Genomic DNA, 24,866 nt, shown 5'->3' with positions numbered 1-24,866 from the left:
ATTAGTTTAAAGTGGTGGTGTAAATCGAATAATTCCTTGCATAAGCACGCTGTTGTGTGTTGGATGATGCATGCTGTTGGTGGTTTTGTTGTGCTAATGTTTGTTTTTTGCTCTTAAATGCGGTGAAAAGGTCTTGCTAAATGCTTTTATAAGATGTTTTTGTTTTTATTTTGCTGTGCTGTGCGTTTTTGCATCTGTTTTCATGTGGATTGATGGCTTTTTTGTTGTCAGATTGTGCGTTAATGTGTTTATTGTTATTTCTTTTTCAAATAATTACGCATAAGCTTGCAAAAATAGGAAGCTTTTCATACTATTGTGTAGTAATTGATATAAACCTAGGGTTGGAACCGCCCGTTATGGAAAATTATTAACAACTAACTAAAAACCATGAATAAAAAAATTTCTCTTATTCTGTTCAGGGGTGATGCTGTCAACCAGTTTATGGGCACAGACCAAAACTGTAACGGGTAAAGTGACGAATGCCTCTGATGGTGGTACAATGCCTAATGTAACCGTGAGCATCAAAGGTAAATCTGTCAGTACACAAACCAAGCCCGATGGAAGTTTTACCATCAATGCAGAGCCAGGTGATATTTTGATTTTTAGAGCCGTGGGCTCTCAAGAAAGACAACAATTAGTCGGGACAAATGCAACGATCAATGTTGCGCTTTCTGGCAGTGAGGAGGCGCTTGAAGAGGTGGTTGTGACGGCAATGGGAATTAAGAAGGAAAAAAAAGCACTCGGTTATGCCGTTCAGGATATTAAATCGGATGAGTTGATGAAGAATAAGACCGCCAACGTGGTCAATTCATTGGCCGGTAAGATTGCGGGGGTAAACGTAACACAATCTTCGGGAGCAGCAGGTGCAGGTGCGCAGATTATCCTTCGCGGTGGTACTTCGCTAGAGCGGGATAACCAACCTTTATTTGTTGTCGACGGTATTATCTACGATAATTCAACACCCATTGGAGGGAATAGTGGATTTGATGGAATGCAGGCTACGTCAACTTCCAATAGCAACCGTGTCATGGATATTAATCCGGAAGATATTGAAAATGTTTCTGTGTTAAAAGGCCCTGCAGCAGCGGCGTTATATGGCTCACGTGCAGCGGCTGGAGCGGTTGTTATTACGACGAAACGTGGTAGTGAAGGGCGTGTTGAAATAGGCTTTTCGAGTCGTTTTTCTGCAAATTGGGCTAATCGTTTGCCTGAACAACAAGGTAAGTACAAGCGTGGGTACTATAACAGCGCTGGGACTTTAGATAACTATACAACACAATCTTGGGGAGAAGCTTTCAAGCCAGGGGAAGAAGTTTATGATAATGTTGGGGACTTTTTTCGGACGGCTACCGTTTTTGACAATACAGTCAATGTTACCGGGGGAAATAAGAATGGATCTTTTTATTTGTCAGGATCTCGTTTTGATCAGCAGGGTATTATCCCAGAAACTGGTTATGGAAAAACGGCTTTTCGCTTTAATGGTGATCAAAAATTCGGGAAATTAAGTGTAGGAGCCAATGTGGCCTATACTTTAGCCAATACCGATAAGACTTTAACTTCGGCGGGGCTGTATGGTTCTGGGGGAGCTGGAGCAATTTCTTCAGTTTACGGCTGGTCGAGAAGTGATGATATGAAGAAATATCTGAATGATGATGGAACCAAATATCGGATGTTCGAAGGTTTGCAGGAACTTCAGGATGATGTTGAAAACCCTTATTGGACGATAAATAGAAATAAATTAACCGATAATACAGAAAGGATCACAGGAAGTATTAATGCCAATATGAATATTTTCGATTGGTGGAATGTATCTTATCGTGTTGGGATGGATAGTTATTTAACTAAAAACTCTACATTAATTGCCGAAAATGGAGCTGTTAAACAACTTTGGCAAAACGGTATGATGTCTGAGAATGATTTGAAATTCAACTATTGGTCTTCCAATTTAATGTCCAACTTTAATAAGAAAATCGGTGATTTTGATTTAGGGGCCATGGTCGGTTATTTTGCTGAAGAGACCAAGGTGAATACAAATAGAAGGATGGGATATGATTTTGTCGTTAATAACTTCTATAGTTTTGGAAATATTGATAAAGCAAATAAGCTTTTTGATGAAGTTACCTCCAAGAAGAGGTTATATGGCCTATATGGTGAATTACGGGCTTCCTATAAAAATTTCCTTTTCTTAAATGTAACCGGTCGAAATGACTGGACATCCACGCTTCCGGTTGCAAATCAGTCCTATTTTTATCCATCTGTGGGAGGAAGTTTTGTTTTTACGGAGCTGTTGAAAGATAAAGGGCTAGATTGGCTGAGCTTTGGTAAGTTGCGTGCCTCTTGGGCCCGTGTAGGTAAGGACGCTACACCATATGCTACTAATACCTATCTGTGGACACCTAGAGAATCTCTAGGCGGAATTATTGGAACAGGAAATAGCTGGACAAAAGGGAATCCAAATCTTAAACCAGAAACTACAGGATCTTTTGAAGTTGGGGCTGAACTACGTTTCTTAAACGGTCGATTGGGCGTAGATTACGCGTATTACACCAATAATTCGTATAATCAGATCCTTTCACCACGTTTAGGGCAGTCTGTGGGTTATATTTTTGTCTCGGTCAATGCGGGCGATATTTACAACAAAGGTATGGAGCTCTCATTAACGGGTAAACCTATAAAAAGAGAAAATTTTGAATGGGATGTTACCTTAAATATGTCTCGGAATAAGGGGACAGTAGATAACCTGATTTCTGGCGTGGACATTCTTTATGTAACGGATGTGCAAGTTGGTAATGCTAAGGCTGCGTCATTCAATGGTGGAAGCTTTATGGGTATTTCTGGATCAAAATATGCGCGCACTCCGGATGGTAAGTTGATCTTGATGCCAATACAGGTATGCCAACTAGTGATAATGCGACGACGTATAATATCGGTAATCGGGAGCCGAAATTAATTGGCGGTTTAAATAATAGTTTGACCTACAAAAATTTCAACCTCTCATTTTTGTTGGACTATCGTATTGGCGGTGATATTTATAACGGAACAGATTATGCGATGACACTTAATGGGTTGAGCATGCGTACATTGGAACGTGATGAATTGACATTGTCTGGTGTTGTGAATACTGGGACAGCTGCAGCTCCAGTTTATGAGGATAAAACATTTACATTCAATGCAAATGAATCTTATCTGGTGAGTGGGGCGCAAACAAGTGGTAAAAAGATCATTCAAGACTATTGGGGGGTACATTATATAAAAGAAAGTGCCAATTTTATGACGAAAACCAATTGGCTGAGATTACGCACTGTTTCCGTTTCTTATGATTTCGGAAATTCTTTGCTTAAAAAATCTAATGTTTCCAAAGTTATTAAAGGGTTGACCGCGACGCTGACAGGTACGAATTTATGGCTTTTGACTAATTATAAAGGATTGGATCCAGAAGCTAGTGCAGCAGGATCGGGAGTGACAGGTTCGAGTTCTGTTGGTATTGATTATAATGGAGTGCCGAGCACTGCAGGTGTAACTTTTGGTGTTAATTTAAAATTCTAAGCACATTATGAAAAAATCAAAATATTTATTGGCTTTGTTGATAGGGGTGGCTAGTCTTTCTTCCTGTAGCAAGGGTTGGTTGGATATCAATGTGGATCCCAATACACCTTCTAGTACGGTAGCATCGGTTGATAGTCGATTGGCATGGATTCAGCATTATTATTTATATGCGCAAGGTACTGCTGGGGCGCGTGCGGGTTATGTGACACAACAGTTGAGTTTTACGAATGGTACCGCTTCCAACAGTATGATTGCTGGTTGGAACCCCATTGCAGGGATGTCGACGACACCTTATCAGTTCTTTTTTGTAGGAGCAGGGGCCAATTTCTCTGATTTAGAGGCAAAAGCCAAAGCAGAAAATGCCTATCATTATATTGGTGCGATGAAGGCAATTCGTGCCATGGGTTTTATGCTGATGACAGATTGGTATGGGGAAATGCCTTATACAGAGGCATTGGGAGATGTTATCACCCCCAAATTTGATGATGGAAAAACTATTTTTGAAGGTTGCCTAAAGGAAATTGATGAAGCTATTGCTTATCTCAAGATGGAGCAACCTGCCACAGCGACGGCTTTGTCTGCGGGAGATAGCTGGAACGGTGGGGATGTTTCGAAATGGATAAAGATGTGTTATGGAGTAAAAGCGCGCTGGTTAAATAACTTATCGAAAAAATCAAGTTTGTACAAGCCTGATGATATTTTGGCTGCATTAAATAATGCGCCATTAGCCATTAATGAAAGTACAATTGTAAATCATGTTGACGTACAGGGGGATAATCTTGGCGATATTTTGTTTGCAGATCCAGTTAAGACTTCCATTATTTATGATAATGTGGGGATGAATTCCAATATTTTGGTGACCAAATGGTATGAGAATTTATTGACCAATTTTGATAACAAAAATGTCGAAGATCCGAGGGCAGATAAGTTGATTCCATGGGCGGAATATGGTATTCCGAAGAAAATGGTACGTTCTAAAGGGGTTGATATGCAGTCTGATATCCGTATGAAATCTGGTCCTATTGTGGCTTCATATAACGCGAAAGATGTTGCTATTGAAAGTAATAATCGTTCGGTGGCTCCGCATAGTTGGTATATCAATTCAGCGAACACTGCCCGCTGGGGTGACACCGTATATGTTTCGTTTAGGAGCACCTCGAATGCAAAGGCCGAGAAAACACCGGATATTTATAAATGGGACGACGGTGTTGTTGCTGCAAGTGGAACTTTTTATTCGCGACCCGATGCACCGACTCATCTCTTAACATCTGTTGAAATGAATTTTATTAAAGCGGAGGTGTTATTTAAAAAAGGTGATAAGGCAGGTGCTTTTGCTGCTTATAAAACTGCTATACAAGGGCATATTGACTTAATGAATCTTAAGTTGGCTACTTATGGCAACGTCAATCAGAGCAAATCTCCAATGGCTCAAAGTAAAATTGATGAATTTATCAATAAAGGTATTGGAACTGCTGCAGATATTACACTGCCGAAAATTATGACACAAAAGTTTATAGCGATGTCTTTTACGCAACAGAACTGGAATGATATGCGGCGTTATGATTTTAGTGCTAATGTATATCCTGGCTGGAGCGTTCCCTATGAGTACACGGTTACAGCGGCCGCGAAAACTAAAATACCCGATGGTAAACAATTTAGACGTGTTAGACAAGTGTCGCATGAGATCAACTACAATGCGCAAAGCCTAATGGCATCACATCCTAATGCTTTAAGTGATGATATTTGGTCTTATCCAGTATGGTGGGATATTGCCGAATAATATAAAATATGTATTGTACAAAGCCGTTTTTTAACGGCTTTGTTTTTGTAATTTTAACGTATGAAATTCACTAATTATTTAACGACAGCTGTTGCGTTGCTGTTGGCATCTGTAGGATTTGCACAATCACCCAAGATTGTTCAAAAACCGATCACCTGGAATCAAGAACGTATTCAGCTGTCTTTGGATTATTTGAAAAATAGACATGGTCTGACGCAGTCAACACCGATTATCCATCCTAAAATGGTGGTGGTACATTGGACGGCCAATAACAGTGTAAAGGCGACTTTTAACACCTTTAATCCCGTACGACTTCCGGGGCGTCCGGAACTGACCAAGGCCAGTCCATTGAACGTGTCTTCGCAATTTGTCATTGATCGGGATGGGACTATTTACCAGTTTCTGCCCGATTCTATTTTTGCACGGCATACGATTGGTCTCAATTATTGCGCAATCGGTATTGAGAATATAGGTAGCCGCCAGAATCCACTGACCGATGCGCAGCTAAAAGCCAATGAAGAACTGATCCGCTATCTCAGTAAAAAATATCCCATCGAATTTGTATTGGGTCATCATGAGTACCAACGATTTAAGAAAACAAGTTGGTGGAAAGAAACGGATCCCAATTATATCACGGGTAAAGATGACCCGGGAGATAGATTTATGAATAACTTGAGAAAAAATTTGACTGACTTAAAATTGAATCCGCTCCCTTAGGAAGGTGTGATATTTTTTTTTGATGCCTGTCGGATTAACAGCTGATGTTGAGCGAATGTATTTCATAGCTATTGTTTATTGGAAGGTAATCGTATTGATCCTGCTGATTTGCTGTATTTTGCTGTGTTGTTAATGATGTGTTAATTGTATCTTATATGTTACAATGTATTGTTATTTGTACACTTTCTATTTCTTTATCCTTTGTTTTGTTTTACAGTAAAGTTCTGATAACTAGCTTTTCATATTTTTTTTTAAAACAAATTGTTTATTGTTTATTAATCAATTTTGCTAGTTCTGTCTGCTTATTATATAAGTGAACACTTACTTTCTTTTGCGTTTTTGTGTAGTTTTTAGTTTTAAAAACGAAAAGTTCTACTTACTTTTATTCTGATTTTCAATTATTCATGCATAAAACTGCATTTATGCACGAGCTAAAAGTCTATTTATGATGAAAACTACCTTACTAAATTTGACCTTTTTGGTTGCGATTGTCACCTGTATTTCTTGTGGAAGTTCGTTGAAGTCTGCTCAGACTAATGAAAAAGCCGGAAACAGCATTTCTGGTAATGTAACGAACAAAGCTATTGTGCCAGGGGCAGATCAGTTAACCTTATATCTGCCGCAATTAAAAGGTAAGAAAGTAGGTGTTATGGGAAATCAGACATCGATTGTTGGTTCCGATAAAAAACATCTCGTTGATGTTTTAATGGATAATAAAGTTGACTTAAAATTTGCCTTTGCTCCTGAGCATGGCTTCCGTGGTAATGTGGAGCGTGGCGAGAAGTTTGGAAATGATATTGATCAGAAAACAGGTTTACCACTATTTACATTATATGGTGGAAATAAGAAACAGGATTCGATTGTCAATTCCATCGATGTTATGATTTTCGATCTACAGGATGTCGGAGCGCGTTTTTACACTTATATCACTTCTTTACATCGTGTGATGGAGCTTTGTGCAAAGCATAACAAAAAATTAATTGTATTAGATCGCCCAAATCCAAATGGAGATCAGGTCGACGGTCCAGTAAGGCATGACGATAAGTTTAAATCCGATGTTTCTTGGCATAAAATAGCAATGATCCACGGTTTGACAATTGGTGAGCTGGCACAGATGATCAATGGGGAACACTGGTTGGAAAATGGTCGTCAGGCAGATGTGCAGGTTGTAAAAGTACAAAACTGGGATCACAAAACGATGTACGATTTGCCGGTAATTCCCTCACCAAGTCTACCCAATCAGCTTTCTGTACGATTGTATCTTTCATTATGCCTTTTCGAAGGAACTGATATTTCGGTAGGGCGTGGGACGGATTGGCCATTCCAAGTTTTGGGGTATACAAATCCGGTGTACGGCTCCTTTACGTTTACTCCGGGTGAACGTCATGGTATGTCCAAGCATGTGGAGGGGAAAGGTGCGACGAATTATGGTATAGATCTACGTGCCCTGGATCCTGAAAAGCAAAAATTCACACTAAAATATGTCCTGGATTTTTATCAAAAGACGCCTGATAAATCGACTTTCTTTGCGAGGCCTGAATTTTTTGACAAGCTCGCAGGCACTGATCAGTTGCGTAAGCAGATTCTTGCAGGTAAATCCGAGGCACAGATTCGCGCTTCCTGGTCGGATGACTTGAAAAACTATAAACAAATGCGTAAGAAGTATTTGTTGTATACTGATTTTGAATAGCAATAACTAACAATATTAACTAGAATCATTTATTTTAAAACTCTATAATCAATGAGAAAATTTGTACTATTTTCTGTTGCTCTTGGATTGAGTTTTCCTTCTGAATCCTATTCTTTTGCAAAAAAGGAAGGCTCTTTGAAGAACGTTAATTCAACAAGCGTTCTTTTAAGTTCTTCTGCAAAAAGTGCGGTTCAAAATACAGTGCAAGGTACTGTAACGGATGGAAAAGGTCCAGTCTCTGAAGTAAGCGTGTCTGTAATTGGTGGTAATGCATCAACGAAGACCGATGCGCAGGGGCATTTTAAAATTACAGCTGCCGTGGGGAGCAAGTTGCGTTTTTCATCCGTAGGTTATATTACACGAGAGGTTCCTGTGACTTCGAATTCGCTAAATGTAACTTTGGTCGATGATAATCAAACGTTGAATGAAGTCGTTGTTGTTGGATACGGTACGCAGAAAAAGAGTAACTTAACAGGTGCTGTTGCGTCAGTTAATATCAAAGAGACAATGCAAGGACGTCCTATTGCTGATGCAGGACGTGCCATGCAGGGTACGACACCAGGATTGAGTATCGTTATCCCGAGTGGAGAGGTGGGATCTGATCCAACGATCAAAATTCGCGGTCAAATAGGTTCAATAACTGGATCCAATAATCCATTGATATTACTGGATAATGTGGAGATTCCGAGTATCAATATTGTGAATCCCGATGATATTGAATCTATTTCAGTTTTAAAGGATGCCGCAGCATCATCTATTTACGGAGCTAAAGCCGCGTATGGTGTTATTTTAATTACAACAAAACAGGGAGCTAAAACTGATCAGGTGTCAGTAAATTATTCTAATAATTTCTCCTTTCAAAACCCATTCAAGAAATACGAAATGGGGACGGTTGATGCGTTGAGATATTCGTTGGATGCAGCTTTGCGCGTTGGTAGCAATTTTACTGGAGCTTTCTATAAAATAAATGAAGAAAGTTATCAAAAATCGGTTGAATGGCAGGATAAATATGGTAGCTCGGTCGGTAAAGATGATCCAACGTTGTATGGACGTGACTGGTATTATGATCCTGCAACAGGTTATAAATATGGCGTACGTACGTATGATCCTTATGACTATATGGTTCGTGAATGGGCTCCTACACAACAACATAATTTATCGCTATCGGGTAAGTCAGGTAAAACTTCTTATAATGTAGGATTAGGGTTGCTTGATCAGTCTGGTATGTTGAAGACTAATACGGACAAGTTCTCGAGATATAATGCTTCAGTACGGGTTTCTCATGAGATTAACAAATACATTACAGCGAGGGCAGGAGCTATTTATTCCCGTACGAATAAACAATATCCGTATGCAACGAATTCGACAACAGCAGATCCATGGTTATATATGTACCGTTGGAGCTCGCTGTATCCGTTTGGAAATGATGGAGACGGGGACCCAATTCGTAGTCCAGCTTATGAGACTGGTGCGGCAAACGTGGCGAGCCAGTTAAAAAACTATATGAATTTCAATGGTGGTGCTACTGTAAATTTCACGAAGAATTGGAAATTGGATTTTGATTACACATTGACCAATCAGGAGATGATCTGGAATAAGCCGGGTACACGTTTTACGGCAGGCAATTCCTGGGGAAATCCAGTAGCGAAAAAGGATGCAAATGGAAACCAGATGTATGTCGATGCAAATGGAAGCTATGTGGACGCATCTGCTGCGGGAGCGATGGCTGCATATGATCTAGATTATTTCCAATATACAGCTGCAGGCTCTAATCCTGACCATTACCGTAAGGAAGATGAGAATTTCTTGCGCCATACGATCAATGCCTTCTCTACTTACAATTTGAGCTTGGATGGTGGGCATGAGTTTAAATTTATGGCAGGTTTAAACCGTGTCGCGGAACAAACTGAAAATTCTTGGACACAAATTACAAACCTGCTGGATATCAAGAATCCACAATTAACGTTTGGATCGGGAACAGTGACTGGTTCCGGTTATAAAAAATGGGAATCTCAGATTGGTTTTTTTGGCCGGGTGAACTATGCTTATAAGGATAAATATTTGTTTGAAGCAAATTTACGTCGTGATGGATCGTCTAAATTTCCGACAAGCTTGCGCTGGAAATGGTATCCGTCGTTCTCTGCAGGTTGGGTGGTATCGCAAGAATCTTTTATGGACTGGTCACGTGAGTTCGTAAATCAATTTAAAATCCGCGGTTCATGGGGCTCGATTGGAGATCAGGCTGTTCCGAACAATTTGTATACAAGTTATATGACGAATGCCCAATCTAACTGGATTAACAGCTCAGGAAATAAGGATTGGTATGTAGGATCTCCTGCCGCCGTTTTATCTCAGGTGGGCTGGCAAGATATCCAGACCTTGGATTTTGGACTTGACGCAAGATTCCTCAAGAATAAACTGGGGCTTGTATTCGATTGGTATCAACGCGATACTAAAAATATGCTAGTGCCGATGGAAGGTGTTGCTGCGACTTTTGGTGCTGAGGCTCCTAAAGGTAATTTTGGCGCTTTACGTACGAGAGGTTGGGAGCTAGCAGTTGATTTTAACCACCGTTTCGAAAATGGTTTGGGGATTAATCTACGTGCAAACGTATCGGATGCAAAATCTGTCATCACAGAATACGGTACAACAACTTTAGTGGATGGATACTATAACGGTAAGACATTCGGTGAAATTTGGGGTTATGAAACGGATCGTCTGTATCAAAAAAGTGATTTCGTTTATGAAAATGGAAAACTAGTTACGACAACCGTCAATGGTAAGACAATGAACAAGTTGTCTGATCCAAATGGAGCTTACCAATCTTGGGTTCAAAATTCATCTACCTTCCTTTATGGTCCCGGTGATGTTAAGTTTAAGGATTTAAACGGAGATGGTGCTATAGATAACGGAAAGGGGACAATTTCAGATCATGGTGACCTTTCTGTGATCGGTAATTCGACGCCGAGGTATGAATATGGATTTCGTTTAGGGGCTGATTTCAAGGGTTTTGACTTCTCTGCGTTCTTCCAAGGTGTAGGTAGCCGTCAAGTTTGGGGAAAAGGGTTCTTGGCACAGGCCGGCTTTAATGCATCAGATGGAGCAATGCCTGCAGTTATGTCTTCAGATTATTGGACTGAAAATAATACGGGCGCATTTTATCCAGCAGCATACAGCAACGGTGGAACAGACAATATTAATAATATGCAGATACAAAGTCGCTATTTGTTGGATATGTCCTATTTGCGTATTAAGAACTTAACCTTGGGTTACACTCTTCCGAAGGGAACGTTGAGTCGAATCGGAGTAAGCAATTTACGTATATACACTGCTTTGGAAAACTTCTTTACATGGGATAAACTTAATGGCTTGCCTATCGACCCTGAAGCTGTTGTTGGGGTGAATATGTTTGTTGATCAGAGCTTGAATAATTACAATAGTGGCCGTATTGGTGTTGGAACGCCAACGTTCAAATCTGCTTCTTTTGGCGTTCAATTGACATTTTAATTGAAATTATCATGAAAATTAAAACAAAATTCTTATATATATTATTAGGTTCCTCAATGGTGTTGTCAAGCTGTAACAGCTTGTTAGATCGCCCGTCTTTGGATCAGATTACAGATGGTTCGGGGCTTTATTGGAGGGATGAAAATGACCTGAGGTTATTTGCGAACGGTTTTTATACGCAATATTTCAACGGCTACAATAGTTCCTTTACGACGGATTATACGCCAGTAAGGGGGTATACCTTTTCAGACGATTTGACTTTTAGTGGTCAACAAGCTAATTTTGAAAATGCTATACCTGATACGCGTTCATCCACATCTGAAGTTGCGGCATGGCTTGATACGTATGCTGGTCCCACATGGAATTATTCGTGGGTTCGCAAATCCAATATTTTCTTGAATAGAATAGAGACTATTGCTAAGCCGAACTTAACCACGGCTCAATATAATCACTGGACTGCTGTTGCGAAATTCTTTAAAGCTTTTGAGTATTCGAGGTTGGTCTCTGTTTTCGGGGATGTTCCATATTTTGAATCTGAAGTAGCTGCTTCTGATTTTGATACGCAATATAAAGATCGTGATAATCGTGGTGTCGTGATGGATCATGTGTACGATGACTTTGTATATGTATTACAGAATATGAAAGCCGATGATGGTGCAAATGTGTTGAATAAGTATATTGCAGCGTCTTTTATATCACGTTTGATGTTGTTTGAAGGTTCTTGGCAGAAATACCACGGTCTTGATCAGGCAAGAGCAAAGAAATATTTGGAGCTTGCCCAAAGTGCAGCGGAGGTTGTTATGAGTTCAGGTAAGTATTCATTTACTGCTGATTTCAAAAGTTTGTTTTCTTCCCAGGATTTAGCGACCAACAAAGAAGTGATTATGTATCGTAAATACGATGCATCCGTTAGTGTGCTGCATGCAATCGGATCTTATCAAAATGGCGTTGAGGCACAGGCCACAGCTCCAAATTTAAAATTGATCAAGGAATTTATCTGTGTTGATGGTAAGCCTTATTCTTCATCATCACTCGCTAGTGCGACGGATTTTTCGTTAAGCAAGTTGGCGACCTCTCGTGACCCACGTTTTGAGGCTTCCTTTGATACGGATTTGAACTCCAAGGCTTCAACATTTGTCTATGGAACAAAGTATGTCGCTCGCAATGGTTATAAGATAACAAGTGCAAATCCTGATTATGCTAAGTGGAATTCAAATACCAATACATCAGACGCTCCTGTTATACGTTATGGAGAAGTTGTGTTAAACTGGATTGAAGCAAAGCAAATTTTAGCCGAAAACTTTGGTGGTGCAGCTGTTACACAAACAGATCTCGATAAGTCAATCAATGCAGTAAGAAATAGGCCGCTTGACGAGGTTGCTATAGCTAAAGGAGTGACAAAGACTGCGCCGTTACAGATTGGTTCAATTGCTAATGATCCAGCTAGAGATGCAGATGTAACACCGCTAATGTGGGAAATACGTCGTGAGCGCCGGATGGAATTCGTGTTTGAATACTCGCGATTGCTGGATTTAAAGAGATGGAAAAAGCTGGGTTATATGGACTTTTCGAAAAGTACGGATTATTTCACGGGAATTTGGGTTGATGTAGCAAAGCAGGCCCCGGATTTCTTAAAATCTAACTATGTTGGCGTCACCAAAGTGAGGAAAGCGGATGGAACCGTAGTGACTTATAATGGTTCTAATGCTGCCGATATGGTTGGTTTTATAGTGGTTCAAAATGCAGCAAATAGAAATGCCGTGGATGATAAATTTTATTTAGCTCCAGTGGGTAAAGCGCAAATTGTTGACTATGAGCAAAGAGGGTATAAATTAACACAAACTAAAGGGTGGTAATTTAATCCACATATTATGAGGCCTTGTCTATGTTTTTAGACAAGGCTTTTTTGTGTCCATGATAGCCGAGGCTGTCGAAAACAAACCTAAATCTATATCTAAAATACTTTGCATAAAAACGCATTTTTATTTTATTATTATGCATAAAAACGCTATTTTTAAGAAAACATTACGCATGAGGTTTCCAATTATCACCTTTTTTATTGCATTATCCTGCGTTTTTAACGTTGTGATGGCGCAGCAGTCCTTCAAATTTGCCCACGTAACAGACACGCATGTCGGTGGTGCAACAGGAGAGGAGGATTTGCGACGTACTGTAAAGGACCTGAATACATTGAAAGATATTGATTTCGTTATACTTTCTGGGGATATCACCGAGTTTGGCGCTGATCATGAGTTGAAGCTTGCAAAGCGCATCTTAGATAGTTTGCAGCTGCCCTGGTATGTGATTCCGGGAAATCACGATGGAAATTGGTCTGAAAATGGAGCCAATACATTTCGCACCGTTTTTGGTGGTGAAACCTTTTTCTTTAAGCATAAAGGTTACGCATTCATTGGAACCAATTCAGGACCAAATATGCGTATGAGCCCTGGTCAGATTCCTCGTGAGAACCTGGTCTGGATGGATTCCATTTTTGCAGCGAATCCGGATAATCAGTTGCCATTGATCTATATTAATCATTATCCACAGGATTCTTCGCTAAATAACTGGTTTGACGCTTTAAAAAGAGTTAAAACGCGGAATGTTCAATTGGCGCTTTGCGGACATGGTCATGCCAATAAATTATACGATTGGGAAGGAATTCCGGGGGTAATGGGGCGGTCAAACCTGCGTGCGAATAAAGCGGTTGGCGGCTATAATATTGTGACCATCGCCGATGGTAAAGCGAGTTATCAGGAGCGTAATCCCGGTGTAGGGATGCAGGAGAAATCTTGGGTTGTTGTCCCTCTATTTAATCATCATTATGAAAATGAAACGGTAAGCTACCCGAGACCAAGTTATGCTGTGAATACCAAATATGCAGATCAGGTTAAAGTCAATTGGACGTTTGAAGATGCTAGTGATATTGGGGCGGGACTAGCTGTTTACAAAAATAGCGTGATTACATCAAATACCGCGGGCGATATCTTTGCGCTTGATTTAAAAACGGGTAAAAAGCTATGGGCATTCCGCACCGGTGGTAAAGTTTATTCTACGCCAGCTGTGTGGAAGGGGATTGTCGTGGCGGGATCATCGGATCATGCAATTTATGCGGTAGATGCCCGTAATGGCAAGTTGTTGTGGAAGGTACAGACTGAAAAGGCGGTTTTGGGTTCGCCTCTGTTACATGATGGCGTGGCTTTTATCGGTGGTTCGGATGGTAAGTTTAGAGCGCTGGACATCAAGACGGGGGTTGTAAAATGGAGTTTTGATCAGGTCAAAGGATTTGTATCGACCCTGCCAACGTATTATTTGGGGAATGTAATTTTTGGCTCCTGGAGTAATGGATTCTATGCTTTGAATGTCAATACAGGTAAGCTGGCGTGGGAATGGAATAACGGACAGGCTAATCGGATGTTTTCAGCGGCGGCATGTAATCCGGTGGGGGTAAATAATCGTGTTTTTGTAGTTGCACCGGATCGTTTTATGACAGCACTGGATGCGAAAACGGGGGCGGTCATTTGGCGGGAAAAGAAAGATACCATTCGGGTGCGCGAGTCGATGGGGCTGGCTGCAGATCATAAATTGGTTTATGTGAAGACGATGGACGGCGATCTTTTAGGTATTTCAGTTGCTGGGAACAGCATGGATGTTGCCTGGAAGTCCAAGCTTAAATTGCCCTACGAATTGACGCCTTCTGCAATTACCTCCAATGGCAAATTGGTATTTGTGCCGAGTCATTCGGGTTTGCTATCCGGGGTTGACGCAAAAACAGGCGCGGTAGTATGGCAATATAAAATATCCAATGGAATGGTTAATCCTGTTGCGCTAAACGGCCGAAACAAGGTGATAGCGAGTACGATGGATGGCAAAATAGTTTCATTAGAGTTTTAAGCAATCGATTGAATTGATCTTTTTGAAAATAAATGCCTTGATATGATAAAAAAATGTCTAAACTTCTTAAATTTACGTCAAGCTTTTTTGCTTGTTTTTGCATGTTTTGTTTGTAACTTTGCGAAAGCACAGCAAAATGCTTGGATTAGAATAAACCAATTGGGCTATACCCCGGCGGGCAAGAAGGTCGCGGTATGGGGCGGGAAATCAATCAGGCAGCTTCGTTCTTTTGAAATTAAAAACGCACAAACGGGTAAAACAGTGTATGTGCATCCTGTCGGAAAAGATTATGGGGCTTATGGTCCTTTTGTTCAGAGCTTTCGTTTGGATTTCTCTTCTATGCAGGATACAGGACGCTTTTTTATTCAGGCTGGAGATGTGAAGTCTCCAACATTCCGAATTGCTCGGGACGTTTACAAAGGAGCGGCCGATTTTGTACTGCGTTATATGCGGCAACAACGGACATTGTTCAACCCTTTTCTGAAAGATAGCTGCCACACACACGATGGGTTTGCGCTTTATGCAGGAAAGGTTGGTATTCCCGATAGCTCCCGCATCGATGCTGGCGGAGGTTGGCATGATGCTTCTGATTATTTGCAATATGCGACTACGTCGGCAAATGCGACATTTCATCTGCTAGCGGCTTACCGCGATTTTCCAAAGGTATTTGGTGATCTAAAGCAAGCAAATGGTCTTGACGGAAAAAACGGTCGTGCCGATGTACTGGATGAAGCAAAATGGGGCCTGGATTGGTTGTTGAAAATGCATCCTAAAGCCAATCAGATGTACAACCAGATTGGTGATGACCGGGACCATGCAAGCATGCGGATGCCAAAGGAAGATCCCTATTATGGTCGTGGATTTGAAAGACCGGTGTATTTTATCGATGGCGAACCACAACAGCGTGGTAAGTTTATGAATAATACGACGGGGACGAGCTCTACTGCTGGTAAATTTAGTAGTGCTTTTCGCCTGGGGGCGATGTTGTTTGACAAAGAGGATGGTAAATATGCAAAGCTGCTTTCGAAGAAATCGGAAACGGCCTATGCTTATGCCAATATAAAACCAGGCGTGACACAGACAGTTTCTGTGAAATCGCCTTATATTTATGCCGAAGATAATTGGGTGGACGATATGCAGTTGGCCGCTGCAATGGGGTTTTCGGTGACAAAAAAAGAAAAGTTTGCTCGAGAAGCCTTAGGCTACGCACGGCAAGAAAAGATTACACCTTGGATGGTAAGCGATACTGCTGCACATTATCAGTGGTACCCTTTTATTAATCTTGGGCATTATGAATTGGCAAAAGGATTAAAAGGACAAGATCGCGAGGAGATTGTTTCTTATTATAAACAGGGGATTGAGGAAGTCAATCGGAGAGCCGAAAAAAATGCATTTTTTCGTGGAGTTCCCTTTATTTGGTGTAGCAACAACTTAACGGTATCCTTCGCGATTCAATGTCTCTGGTATAAAGAATTGACGGGAGATGCGCATTTCGATGAACTTGCTCAGGCTAATTTTGACTGGTTGTTTGGAACGAACCCTTGGGGCACGAGTATGGTATATGGTCTTCCGTCGTGGGGCGATACACCTGTTGATCCGCATTCGGCTTTTACCTTTCTGGGTAAACATCCGATCGATGGCGGTTTGGTTGATGGGCCCATTATGGCATCTACGTACCGCAATCTGATCGGTATCAAGTTGAATAATCCAGATAGCTATGCGGAGTTTCAAAGTGATTTGGCGGTCTATCATGACGACTATGGAGATTATAGTACCAATGAGCCGACAATGGATGGTACCGCTTCGTTGATTTATCTGCTGGCTTCAAAAGAAGGTAAGGCCTTGGAGGAGCCGGCCGGAAAAAAGTAACACGGGATGTTTTTGGGGCTATTGTCCGGGGCGACTCGACAAAACGGCAGGTAGCTTTGATGTTTACAGGTCATGATTTATCTGAAGGTACAGGAGAGGTGTTGGCAAGTCTAAAACGTAACGGCGTTAAAGGTTCTTTTTTCCTGACAGGAGATTATCTCAGAACACCGGGTTTTAAATCCTATGTCCATCAGATGATAAACGATGGTCATTGGATTTCGGGGCATTCGGATAAACATCTTCTGGTGAGTGACTGGGGGAGTAGGGACCTGCTTTTGGTGAAACGTGACTCTTTTGTCGCGGATCTAAAGGCAAATCTGAAAGCATTGGAAAGTGGGGGTATTGACATCGGGAATTTGTCCTATTATATTCCTTCATACGAGTGGTATAATAGTGAAACGGTCGATTGGGCAAAAGCAGTAGGTCTACATTCGGTTAATTATACGCCGGGAATACGGACTGCGGCTGATTATACCTATCCTGAAATGGGGACTCGTTATGTATCGTCGACAGCGATTCTCGACAATCTCTGGTCTTACGAAGCTCGGTATGGGCTCAATGGATTTCTGATATTGATTCATATGGGAACCGATGATCGGCGGAAAGATAAACTGTATCATCATTTGGATGATATCATTAGCATATTAAAGGGAAAAGGGTATCAACTTGTGGATGTGCCCGATTTATTGAAATAAAGAAATACAATATATACTAATAATGGTAAATACAACGGAGAAAGATTCGAATTATCAGGATTTAGACAAGATGTCTGTGCATGAGTTATTGACAAATATCAATAATGAGGATAAATCTGTGCCACTTGCTGTAGAGCAGGCTATCCCTCAGATTGAAGCATTGGTCAAAGTGACTGTGGAGAAAATGAAGGCTGGTGGTCGAACTTTTTATATCGGCGCTGGTACAAGTGGTCGTTTGGGCGTGTTGGATGCGTCAGAATTACCTCCGACTTACGGTGTGCCATTTGAATGGATCATTGGGTTGATTGCTGGTGGTGATACTGCAATTCGAAAAGCAGTTGAATTTGCAGAAGATGATCTGGAGCAAGCCTGGAAAGATATGGAAGCCTATGATATTGATGAAAACGATGTTGTTATCGGTATTGCGGCCTCTGGAACCACACCTTATGTTATTGGCGGATTAAAAACCGCAAATGAGAAGGGACTTGTTACGGGATGTATTGTCTGTAATGGCGGTTCTCCGATTGCTGAAGTAGCGCAGTATCCGGTTGAAGTTATTGTTGGACCGGAATTCGTTACGGGGTCTACGCGGATGAAGTCAGGTACAGCACAGAAACTTGTGTTAAATATGTTCAGTACTGCAGTGATGATCCAATTGGGCAGGGTAAAAGGGAATAAGATGGTCGATATGCAATTGTCAAACCATAAGCTGGTCGGTCGTGGTGTACGTATCATTATGGATCAAACCGGGGCGCTGGAAGAAGAGGCTGCGGCTTTACTTGAACAATTTGGTAATGTAAGACAGGCAATTGAAGCTTATCAGGCTGCCCATTGAGTATAACCTACTAAAAATCACCTATTTTAAAAACAAACTATGTCACCAGTAATATTATTATCTTTTATAATAATCTATTTTGCAGTTCTGCTTGCTGTAGCTCACTTCACCTCGAAGGGGGCTTCCGATAACTCTACTTTTTTTGTCGCAAACCGGAACTCTAAATGGTATATGGTCGCCTTTGGGATGATCGGTACCGCGCTCTCCGGCGTGACTTTTATTTCGGTTCCCGGCGCAGTAGGTGCGTCTGAATTTAGCTATTTTCAATTTGTTCTTGGGAATGCCGTTGGTTTTGTCATTATTGCCTATGTATTGCTTCCGCTCTATTATAGAATGAACTTGACTTCCATCTATACCTATTTGGAAGAACGTTTTGGGCACACCACGTACAAAACAGGTGCTGCTATTTTTTTGGTTTCCCGTACGATCGGTTCGGCATTTCGTCTTTATTTGGTGGCAATCGTATTGCAGCATTTTATTTTTGATGCCTGGAATGTGCCTTTCGCGATTACGGTCGTTATATGTTTGGTATTGATCTGGATGTATACAAATAAGGGCGGTTTAAAGACGATCATTGTGACAGATACCCTACAGACTACCTTTTTAGTGACTGCAGTCATTCTTTCCATTTATTTTATGGCAAAAGGATTAGATTTTGGTATTGTGGATACTTTCGAAGCTGTGAAAGAAAGTAGTTACTCCAAGATCTTTTTCTGGGATGATTTTGTTGGCAGTAAAGCAAATTTTTGGAAACAATTCTTGGGAGGGATTTTTGTGACCATTGCAATGACGGGGCTTGATCAGGATCTGATGCAAAAGAACTTATCGATGGGGACCATTAAAGAAGCCCAAAAGAACATGATTACGTTTACAAGTGTTTTTGTGGTCATTAATATTTTCTTTTTAGCTGTCGGTGCTTTGCTGTATATCTATGCGGCTAAAAACGGGATTGATGTCACTCAACTGGCAACACGCGACTATTTGTATCCAGAAATTGCATTAAACCACTTGGCTATTGTTCCTGCAATCATCTTTATGATGGGACTTACGGCGGCTACTTTTGCAACGACAGATAGTGCGCTAACTGCCCTGACGACATCTTTCTGCGTAGACTTTTTAAACTTCAATAAAAAAGAAAACCCCAACGATCCAGCTTTGATCAAACAGCGTAACTATGTCCATTTTGGCTTTTCCATTGTGATGTTGTTGGTTATTCTGGTCTTTAAGCTGATCAACGATGATTCGGTCGTCAATGCAATCTTTACGGCAGCGAGTTATACGTACGGACCTTTACTGGGTTTATTTGTTTTTGGGATATTCACAAAATATGCCGTGCGGGATAATGCTGTGCCTTATATCTGTGTGCTTTCGCCTACCGTATTATTTTTGCTTAAAACCTATGTTATTGAGGTGTATACACCGTATGTTATCGGATTGGATTTGATCATTATAAATGGTTTTATCACGTTTGTAATGCTTTTGATCAGTTCTCCAGGTAAAGCAAGTGAAAAAGCATTGGCCCACAATTAATGCATTTCAGTTATAAAAAGTTTCTCCATTGGTGAGAAGATGTAAATACAAGTATTGATTTTGATTTGTACGTACAGAAAAATTAAGTTAAGTTTGATATACTTAGTTTTTCTGTACGTATGTATCATAGCATAAATGAGACTACGGAATTTATCCGTAGAAAAATTGGAGATTTTGCTCCAGAATTCGGTATCATCCTAGGTACTGGTTTAGGTAAGTTGGTTGATGAAATTGAAGTCGAGTATCAGCTGATGTATTCCAATATACCTAATTTCCCTATTTCAACTGTTGAATTTCATTCTGGTAAGCTTATTTTTGGAAAGTTGAGCGGACGCAATGTGGTCGCTATGCAGGGAAGGTTGCATTACTATGAAGGTTATGATATGCAGCAGATTACATTTCCGATCCGGATCATGAAGGTTTTGGGGGTGCAGAAATTGTTTGTTTCCAACGCTGCGGGATCCCTGAATCCTGATGTGAAAAAAGGTGACCTTGGAATTATTGAAGATCATATCAATTTATTGCCGGATAATCCGCTTCGTGGACAAAATTTGGCTGAGTTTGGACCACGATTTCCGGATATGAGTGAGCCTTATAACCGAAAGATGATCGAGCAGGCTCTTGAAATTGCAGCCAAACATGCTATTGCTGCGCGAAAAGTTGTTTATGTTTCTTCTGCAGGTCCAAATTTGGAGACAAAAGCTGAGTATCGCTATATGCGGCTTATTGGTGGCGATGTAGTGGGCATGAGTACCGTTCCTGAGGTTATTGTCGCTAATCATATGGCTCTTCCGGTATTTGCTATTTCTGTTGTTACGGATGAGGGCTTTCATGAACAACTTAAACCTGTGTCGTTGCAGGAAATTGTCACTGTTGCGGAGAAAGCGGAACCTAAAATGACATTAATTTTGAAAGAATTAATAGCTTTGCAATAAATTGCATCTTCATGTAACACCGGTGAGGGAGAAGGTTGTTGGATTTGTGTGGGGTGAAGTGTAATTGGTTCATTCAGGTGAATTTAGCTTTTTTGGTTTTTATATAATTTTAGATGAAGTTGATCGTACGCATACTTGCCGCATGGTGTGTTTTATTTATTTATTCCGTGGATGTCATTGCGCAGAGCAAAGAGGATTGGAGCAGTGCATTGGATTCGGCGAGAGCCAAGGAGGATGGAAAGAAGGATTCTGTTATCCTGTCTGCAAAGTATATCCGATATGCAACATTGGATATGCTAAAAAAAGGCACTTATACACGGCAGATTGATACGTCACATCATAATTATCAATATTATAATCCGCAGAATTTACCCTGGAATCCCAGTGTGAACCTTGGAGCCTATGGGCTTGCCACACGGGATCTATTGTTCCAGCCTAAAAAGACCATTGGCTTTCAGTCTGGTTTTACAGCACTGGAACGTTATTTATTGAACCCCGATTCGGTCCAATATTTTAGGGCCCGTGCGAGGTACTCCGAATTGTCTGCGGTAGGATTCTTTTTTAATGATCAGGTTTTTAGGGCTCGGGTGGCCCAGAATATCAATTCCCAATGGAATATGAATGTCGATTTTCATTCCACCAAAACGGATGGATTTTACCTTGGGCAGAATTATTCAGATTTAAAGGCTTCAGTTGCTTCTTGGTATGAATCGAAAAATAACCGGTATAATTTGTTGATCAATGCGGTATTTAATCGTTTGGATGCCATGGAGAATGGTTCTATTACGAAGATCTTCCATTTGCGCCTGGAAATAGACAATCGCCGGACCGGTTTATACCAAAATTCTATGATGCGAGTAATACAAATATACCTCGGTCTAAATGGTGGGATAATTCATTTTTCCTGAGACAGTCACTTTATTTGGGGCGATTGGATACGATCGATAAAGGTAAGCCTACGATGGAGATTCGTCCAACGAATAGCATGGCACATAATACCCGCATCCGAAGGCAGACTTATAGTTTCTTCAAGAACATGGATGACCAAAATGCAGCTTTGCCATACAATAATAGGGCATTGGCGCTAAACAATGATAAGACGCTGATCACGAATGTTTCAAATGAATTTGAATATAACTTTTTTCTCAGAGGGAAGTCGGTCTTTAAGAATGAGGCAAAGTTGAATTTGGCTTTTCAGCACGACATGAACTGGGTGGAGCAGAATCAGTTGGACTCCATGCGGTATTATAACAATACTTCAGCTTATCCACAGCCGCTAAAGAAACTACCGGATAGCACGACATTTGATCGTTTTTATCAGAACGGGATCGTGAAAGGTGAATTAGGGTATAAGTTTTCAGATCGACTTGATTTTAGTTTAAAAGCGAATCAAATCTTATTTGGCCACAACTTTGGAGATTTCTTGTATGAGGCTAAAGCGGATATCTCGATGGGGGATAAAATCGGAAAGGTGACGTTGTCAGCTTATTCACAGAACAAATCCCCGGAGATGGTTTTCGAGAATTTGAATTATACCTACGGAAAATGGAATGATTTAGATCTTAAAAAGACGAAAATTCAGAATCTGGGTTTTCAATATGCCAATCCGATGCTTGGATTCCATGGCAAGGTGGAGTATTTTCTGATGAACAATTATACCTATTTCGAAGAGTTGTCGAATCCACAGAACGATCCGAAGAAAGATAAATGGATTGTTCCTGCACAATTGGATAAAGCTAATTTGTTAAAGGTAACCGTTGGACAAAAATTTAAATTAAACCATTTTACCTTCGATAATCTTGTGGTCTATCAAAAGACAGATCAACAGAACACACTGGCTGTTCCGGAGCTGTATACCTGGCATAGTTTGTATTACAGTAACCTGTTTTATAAAGTTATTGATTATAGTATCGGTCTGGACGCAAAGTTCAACACACCCTATGCCAATCCGAATTATTCGATTGGGACAGGACAGTTTTACAATGCTTACAAACAGATTGAGTTTTCGACATATCCGATCATGGATTTATGGATTACAGCGAATATACAACGGGTAAATATGTTTTTGAGTTATAATTTTTTAAATCAGAACTTTTATCCGCATGGTTACTATACGGTCAGACGTTATCCGATGAATAGTGCTAATTTTAGGTTTGGTATTTCTTGGAAGTTCTATGATTAAAAATTATTTCGGTGTTTCTTAGCTTGTTGTGATATTAAAGGCATAAAATCTTATAAAATAATTTTGAGAATAGAATTTTTAAGCTATATTTGCACACGCAATTAGGGAACGGCGTTCTTTAAAAAAGTATGGAGGCTTAGCTCAGCTGGTTCAGAGCATCTGCCTTACAAGCAGAGGGTCACAGGTTCGAATCCTGTAGCCTCCACAAAGCATCATCAAATGGTGCTTTTTTTTCGTTAGGGGGTTTAGCTCAGCTGGTTTAGAGCACTACCTCGACAAGGTAGGGGTCACTGGTTCGAACCCAGTAATCCCCACGATAAAAAAAAGCGTTCTTCATGAACGCTTTTTTTTATGGGCTGAATGCGCTGTAAATTTGAAAGTCCCCGATCCGGTATTCAATCTGTCTCGGGAATCTCTCGTGTTTATTTTCTTACTATTTCCGTTTCTTACCTAGTTTAATTCCGTAACCTGTCGTCCATTCAATAAAATCAGCTTTACCGCCATGGGCTTTAATGGAAACACCGGCAAAGAAATCTTTGTATACTTTATAACGTACACCTGCTCTTAAATACACGGGCATGCTTTCGCCATTGAATTCGTTGCGATGAAGGTAGACTCCTACATTTCCGTTGATGTATAGACGTGAATTTAACACATGATCAATGTAGAATGCTGGGCCGTAAGAAAATAGGGCGGAGAATTTCCCGGCTTTATCGCCGGCAACCTTCTCATCGTTTCCGCTAGCTGAATAAAATGCATCGAAGCCAGCGCCAAGCCGCCATTTGTAGCCGAAATGCCTGCTGTAGTATGCGCCTAATGTAGATTTAAAATATTGGCCATCGTGTTCGCGGTCAATCTGTTTGAAGCCAAAGGCATAGTTGAAATGGAGTTCCTCTGTTTTCTCCAGTTGTGGAATACTTGTTTTTCTGTAATCAAAAGGTTTGTTTGTTGGTGTATACGAAACAGATAGGCTCAAGGGGACGAGGTTTATCCCGGTGTTCGGTAATGCCAGGGCTCCATTGCTGAAGTGATGAAAGGCTGCGCCGGCCCCTACCTGGAAGTTTTTATTTAGACGGTAGTTGGCCTGAAGTCCAAGATCAATAAATACATTGTTTTTGCTGCCAATAAGTAGGTTGAAAGGATTGTCTTCTTCATTATAGGGGTTGAATCTGCCAGAGAGACCGAGTGCAATCCGATAGTTGAAATTCCATCTCGAGTTTACTTTTGGTCTAATGGGAATGGCGACAAAGCCATAGGCCGCGAAAGGTCGTCCGAGGTGTTCCTGACCAAAAGTACTACTGTAGATTCCGATGCCGTATATCGGATAGTTGTATATTTCATTGTAAATGCTCTTTAATGAGTCTTGAAACTGAGTTTGAAAACCGACTCTGAAATTTAGTCCACTATAGTATGAGTCAGCAAGGGTTTCTTTGGAGCGCTCATTGAATTTGAGTTCGCCCCCGCTTTCATGTTCAAGTTGAAATATAAGTCTCGTCTTGGCTGGGGTACGGCTTTGTAAAGTGTCTTTCGGATTCTCTATTCGGGGTGTGACCTGTGCTGTGGCACGAAAGGAGAGTAGTGCCAGGGTCACAAAAGCAAGTATTCTTGATCTCATGAAATAAAACGTTAGCGTTTTTTAAAATTTTGCAAAATAAGAATGATATATCATTGTAACAATAGTATTTAAAC

Annotated in this window: 16 protein-coding genes and 2 tRNA genes; 17 read left to right on the top strand and 1 reads right to left on the bottom strand. The window is 40.7% G+C overall.

The genetic code is table 11. The features are described from left to right. Positions 1-424 precede the first annotated feature (424 nt). The 17 genes from BV902_RS26715 (at position 425) to BV902_RS26645 (ending at position 23,491) form a co-directional block, all read left to right on the top strand. The gene (locus BV902_RS26715; protein ID WP_237241877.1) at positions 425-2,950 is read left to right on the top strand and encodes a SusC/RagA family TonB-linked outer membrane protein; all 2,526 of its coding nucleotides are present in this window, start codon (positions 425-427) and stop codon (positions 2,948-2,950) included. Further along, complete coding sequence (locus BV902_RS28330) at positions 2,893-3,546, top strand: hypothetical protein (RefSeq protein WP_237241875.1); 654 nt, start codon at positions 2,893-2,895, stop codon at positions 3,544-3,546. Before BV902_RS26715 ends, BV902_RS28330 begins: the two co-directional genes overlap by 58 nt. Before the next feature lie 7 nt (positions 3,547-3,553). Continuing rightward, positions 3,554-5,326: a SusD/RagB family nutrient-binding outer membrane lipoprotein gene (locus BV902_RS26710; protein ID WP_075994490.1), complete on the top strand. Its 1,773-nt coding sequence runs from the start codon at positions 3,554-3,556 to the stop codon at positions 5,324-5,326. Between the two features lie 60 nt (positions 5,327-5,386). Beyond that, on the top strand, positions 5,387-6,043 hold the full coding sequence (locus BV902_RS26705; RefSeq protein ID WP_075994489.1) for an N-acetylmuramoyl-L-alanine amidase: 657 nt from the start codon (positions 5,387-5,389) through the stop codon (positions 6,041-6,043). Between the two features lie 445 nt (positions 6,044-6,488). Beyond that, positions 6,489-7,733 (top strand): exo-beta-N-acetylmuramidase NamZ family protein, encoded by a 1,245-nt coding sequence (locus BV902_RS26700; protein ID WP_216640416.1) that lies wholly within the window; start codon positions 6,489-6,491, stop codon positions 7,731-7,733. 51 nt (positions 7,734-7,784) lie between these two features. Next, positions 7,785-11,240: a SusC/RagA family TonB-linked outer membrane protein gene (locus BV902_RS26695; RefSeq protein ID WP_075994488.1), complete on the top strand. Its 3,456-nt coding sequence runs from the start codon at positions 7,785-7,787 to the stop codon at positions 11,238-11,240. Between the two features lie 11 nt (positions 11,241-11,251). After that, positions 11,252-13,096 carry a RagB/SusD family nutrient uptake outer membrane protein gene (locus BV902_RS26690; protein ID WP_075994487.1) on the top strand — a complete coding sequence of 615 codons (1,845 nt, stop codon included), beginning with the start codon at positions 11,252-11,254 and terminating at the stop codon, positions 13,094-13,096. 175 nt (positions 13,097-13,271) lie between these two features. Then, positions 13,272-15,131, top strand: a complete 1,860-nt coding sequence (locus tag BV902_RS26685; RefSeq protein WP_075995007.1) for an outer membrane protein assembly factor BamB family protein — start codon at positions 13,272-13,274, stop codon at positions 15,129-15,131. 42 nt (positions 15,132-15,173) lie between these two features. Beyond that, on the top strand, positions 15,174-17,000 hold the full coding sequence (locus BV902_RS26680; protein ID WP_237241873.1) for a glycoside hydrolase family 9 protein: 1,827 nt from the start codon (positions 15,174-15,176) through the stop codon (positions 16,998-17,000). Between the two features lie 59 nt (positions 17,001-17,059). Next, positions 17,060-17,695, top strand: a complete 636-nt coding sequence (locus BV902_RS28325; RefSeq protein ID WP_075994486.1) for a polysaccharide deacetylase family protein — start codon at positions 17,060-17,062, stop codon at positions 17,693-17,695. A 22-nt stretch (positions 17,696-17,717) separates the two neighbouring features. Then, positions 17,718-18,530, top strand: coding sequence for an N-acetylmuramic acid 6-phosphate etherase (gene murQ / locus BV902_RS26670; RefSeq protein WP_075994485.1), 813 nt, complete (start codon positions 17,718-17,720; stop codon positions 18,528-18,530). Positions 18,531-18,569: 39 nt separating this feature from the next. Further along, on the top strand, positions 18,570-20,060 hold the full coding sequence (locus BV902_RS26665) for a sodium:solute symporter (protein ID WP_075994484.1): 1,491 nt from the start codon (positions 18,570-18,572) through the stop codon (positions 20,058-20,060). A gap of 119 nt (positions 20,061-20,179) precedes the next feature. After that, the gene (locus BV902_RS26660; protein WP_075994483.1) at positions 20,180-20,995 is read left to right on the top strand and encodes a purine-nucleoside phosphorylase; all 816 of its coding nucleotides are present in this window, start codon (positions 20,180-20,182) and stop codon (positions 20,993-20,995) included. A 113-nt stretch (positions 20,996-21,108) separates the two neighbouring features. Continuing rightward, positions 21,109-21,903 carry a putative porin gene (locus BV902_RS28430; RefSeq protein WP_250637953.1) on the top strand — a complete coding sequence of 265 codons (795 nt, stop codon included), beginning with the start codon at positions 21,109-21,111 and terminating at the stop codon, positions 21,901-21,903. A 23-nt stretch (positions 21,904-21,926) separates the two neighbouring features. Next, a complete protein-coding gene (locus tag BV902_RS26655; RefSeq protein ID WP_250637952.1) occupies positions 21,927-23,177 on the top strand; it encodes a putative porin in 1,251 nt (416 codons plus the stop codon). 130 nt (positions 23,178-23,307) lie between these two features. Next, a tRNA-Val gene (locus BV902_RS26650) sits at positions 23,308-23,382 on the top strand. 34 nt (positions 23,383-23,416) lie between these two features. Then, positions 23,417-23,491, top strand: a tRNA-Val gene (locus tag BV902_RS26645). A gap of 119 nt (positions 23,492-23,610) precedes the next feature. Here BV902_RS26645 and BV902_RS26640 read toward each other — a convergent pair. After that, complete coding sequence (locus tag BV902_RS26640; RefSeq protein ID WP_083663773.1) at positions 23,611-24,792, bottom strand: acyloxyacyl hydrolase; 1,182 nt, start codon at positions 24,790-24,792, stop codon at positions 23,611-23,613. Positions 24,793-24,866: the final 74 nt, after the last annotated feature.

The sequence above is a fragment of the Sphingobacterium sp. B29 genome (assembly GCF_001952815.1).
Lineage (GTDB): Bacteria > Bacteroidota > Bacteroidia > Sphingobacteriales > Sphingobacteriaceae > Sphingobacterium > Sphingobacterium siyangense.
Note: the sequence above shows the minus strand (reverse complement) of the source record. Positions and strands in the feature narration are given on the sequence as shown.

Bases quoted from the DNA above. Each gene is read 5' to 3' on its own strand.
- BV902_RS26715 (WP_237241877.1), top strand. From the start codon at position 425: ATGCTGTCAACCAGTTTATGGGCACAGACCAAAACTGTAACGGGTAAA.
- BV902_RS28330 (WP_237241875.1), top strand. From the start codon at position 2,893: ATGCCAACTAGTGATAATGCGACGACGTATAATATCGGTAATCGGGAG.
- BV902_RS26710 (WP_075994490.1), top strand. From the start codon at position 3,554: ATGAAAAAATCAAAATATTTATTGGCTTTGTTGATAGGGGTGGCTAGT.
- BV902_RS26705 (WP_075994489.1), top strand. From the start codon at position 5,387: ATGAAATTCACTAATTATTTAACGACAGCTGTTGCGTTGCTGTTGGCA.
- BV902_RS26700 (WP_216640416.1), top strand. From the start codon at position 6,489: ATGATGAAAACTACCTTACTAAATTTGACCTTTTTGGTTGCGATTGTC.
- BV902_RS26695 (WP_075994488.1), top strand. From the start codon at position 7,785: ATGAGAAAATTTGTACTATTTTCTGTTGCTCTTGGATTGAGTTTTCCT.
- BV902_RS26690 (WP_075994487.1), top strand. From the start codon at position 11,252: ATGAAAATTAAAACAAAATTCTTATATATATTATTAGGTTCCTCAATG.
- BV902_RS26685 (WP_075995007.1), top strand. From the start codon at position 13,272: ATGAGGTTTCCAATTATCACCTTTTTTATTGCATTATCCTGCGTTTTT.
- BV902_RS26680 (WP_237241873.1), top strand. From the start codon at position 15,174: ATGATAAAAAAATGTCTAAACTTCTTAAATTTACGTCAAGCTTTTTTG.
- BV902_RS28325 (WP_075994486.1), top strand. From the start codon at position 17,060: ATGTTTACAGGTCATGATTTATCTGAAGGTACAGGAGAGGTGTTGGCA.
- murQ (WP_075994485.1), top strand. From the start codon at position 17,718: ATGGTAAATACAACGGAGAAAGATTCGAATTATCAGGATTTAGACAAG.
- BV902_RS26665 (WP_075994484.1), top strand. From the start codon at position 18,570: ATGTCACCAGTAATATTATTATCTTTTATAATAATCTATTTTGCAGTT.
- BV902_RS26660 (WP_075994483.1), top strand. From the start codon at position 20,180: ATGTATCATAGCATAAATGAGACTACGGAATTTATCCGTAGAAAAATT.
- BV902_RS28430 (WP_250637953.1), top strand. From the start codon at position 21,109: ATGAAGTTGATCGTACGCATACTTGCCGCATGGTGTGTTTTATTTATT.
- BV902_RS26640 (WP_083663773.1), bottom strand. From the start codon at position 24,792: ATGAGATCAAGAATACTTGCTTTTGTGACCCTGGCACTACTCTCCTTT.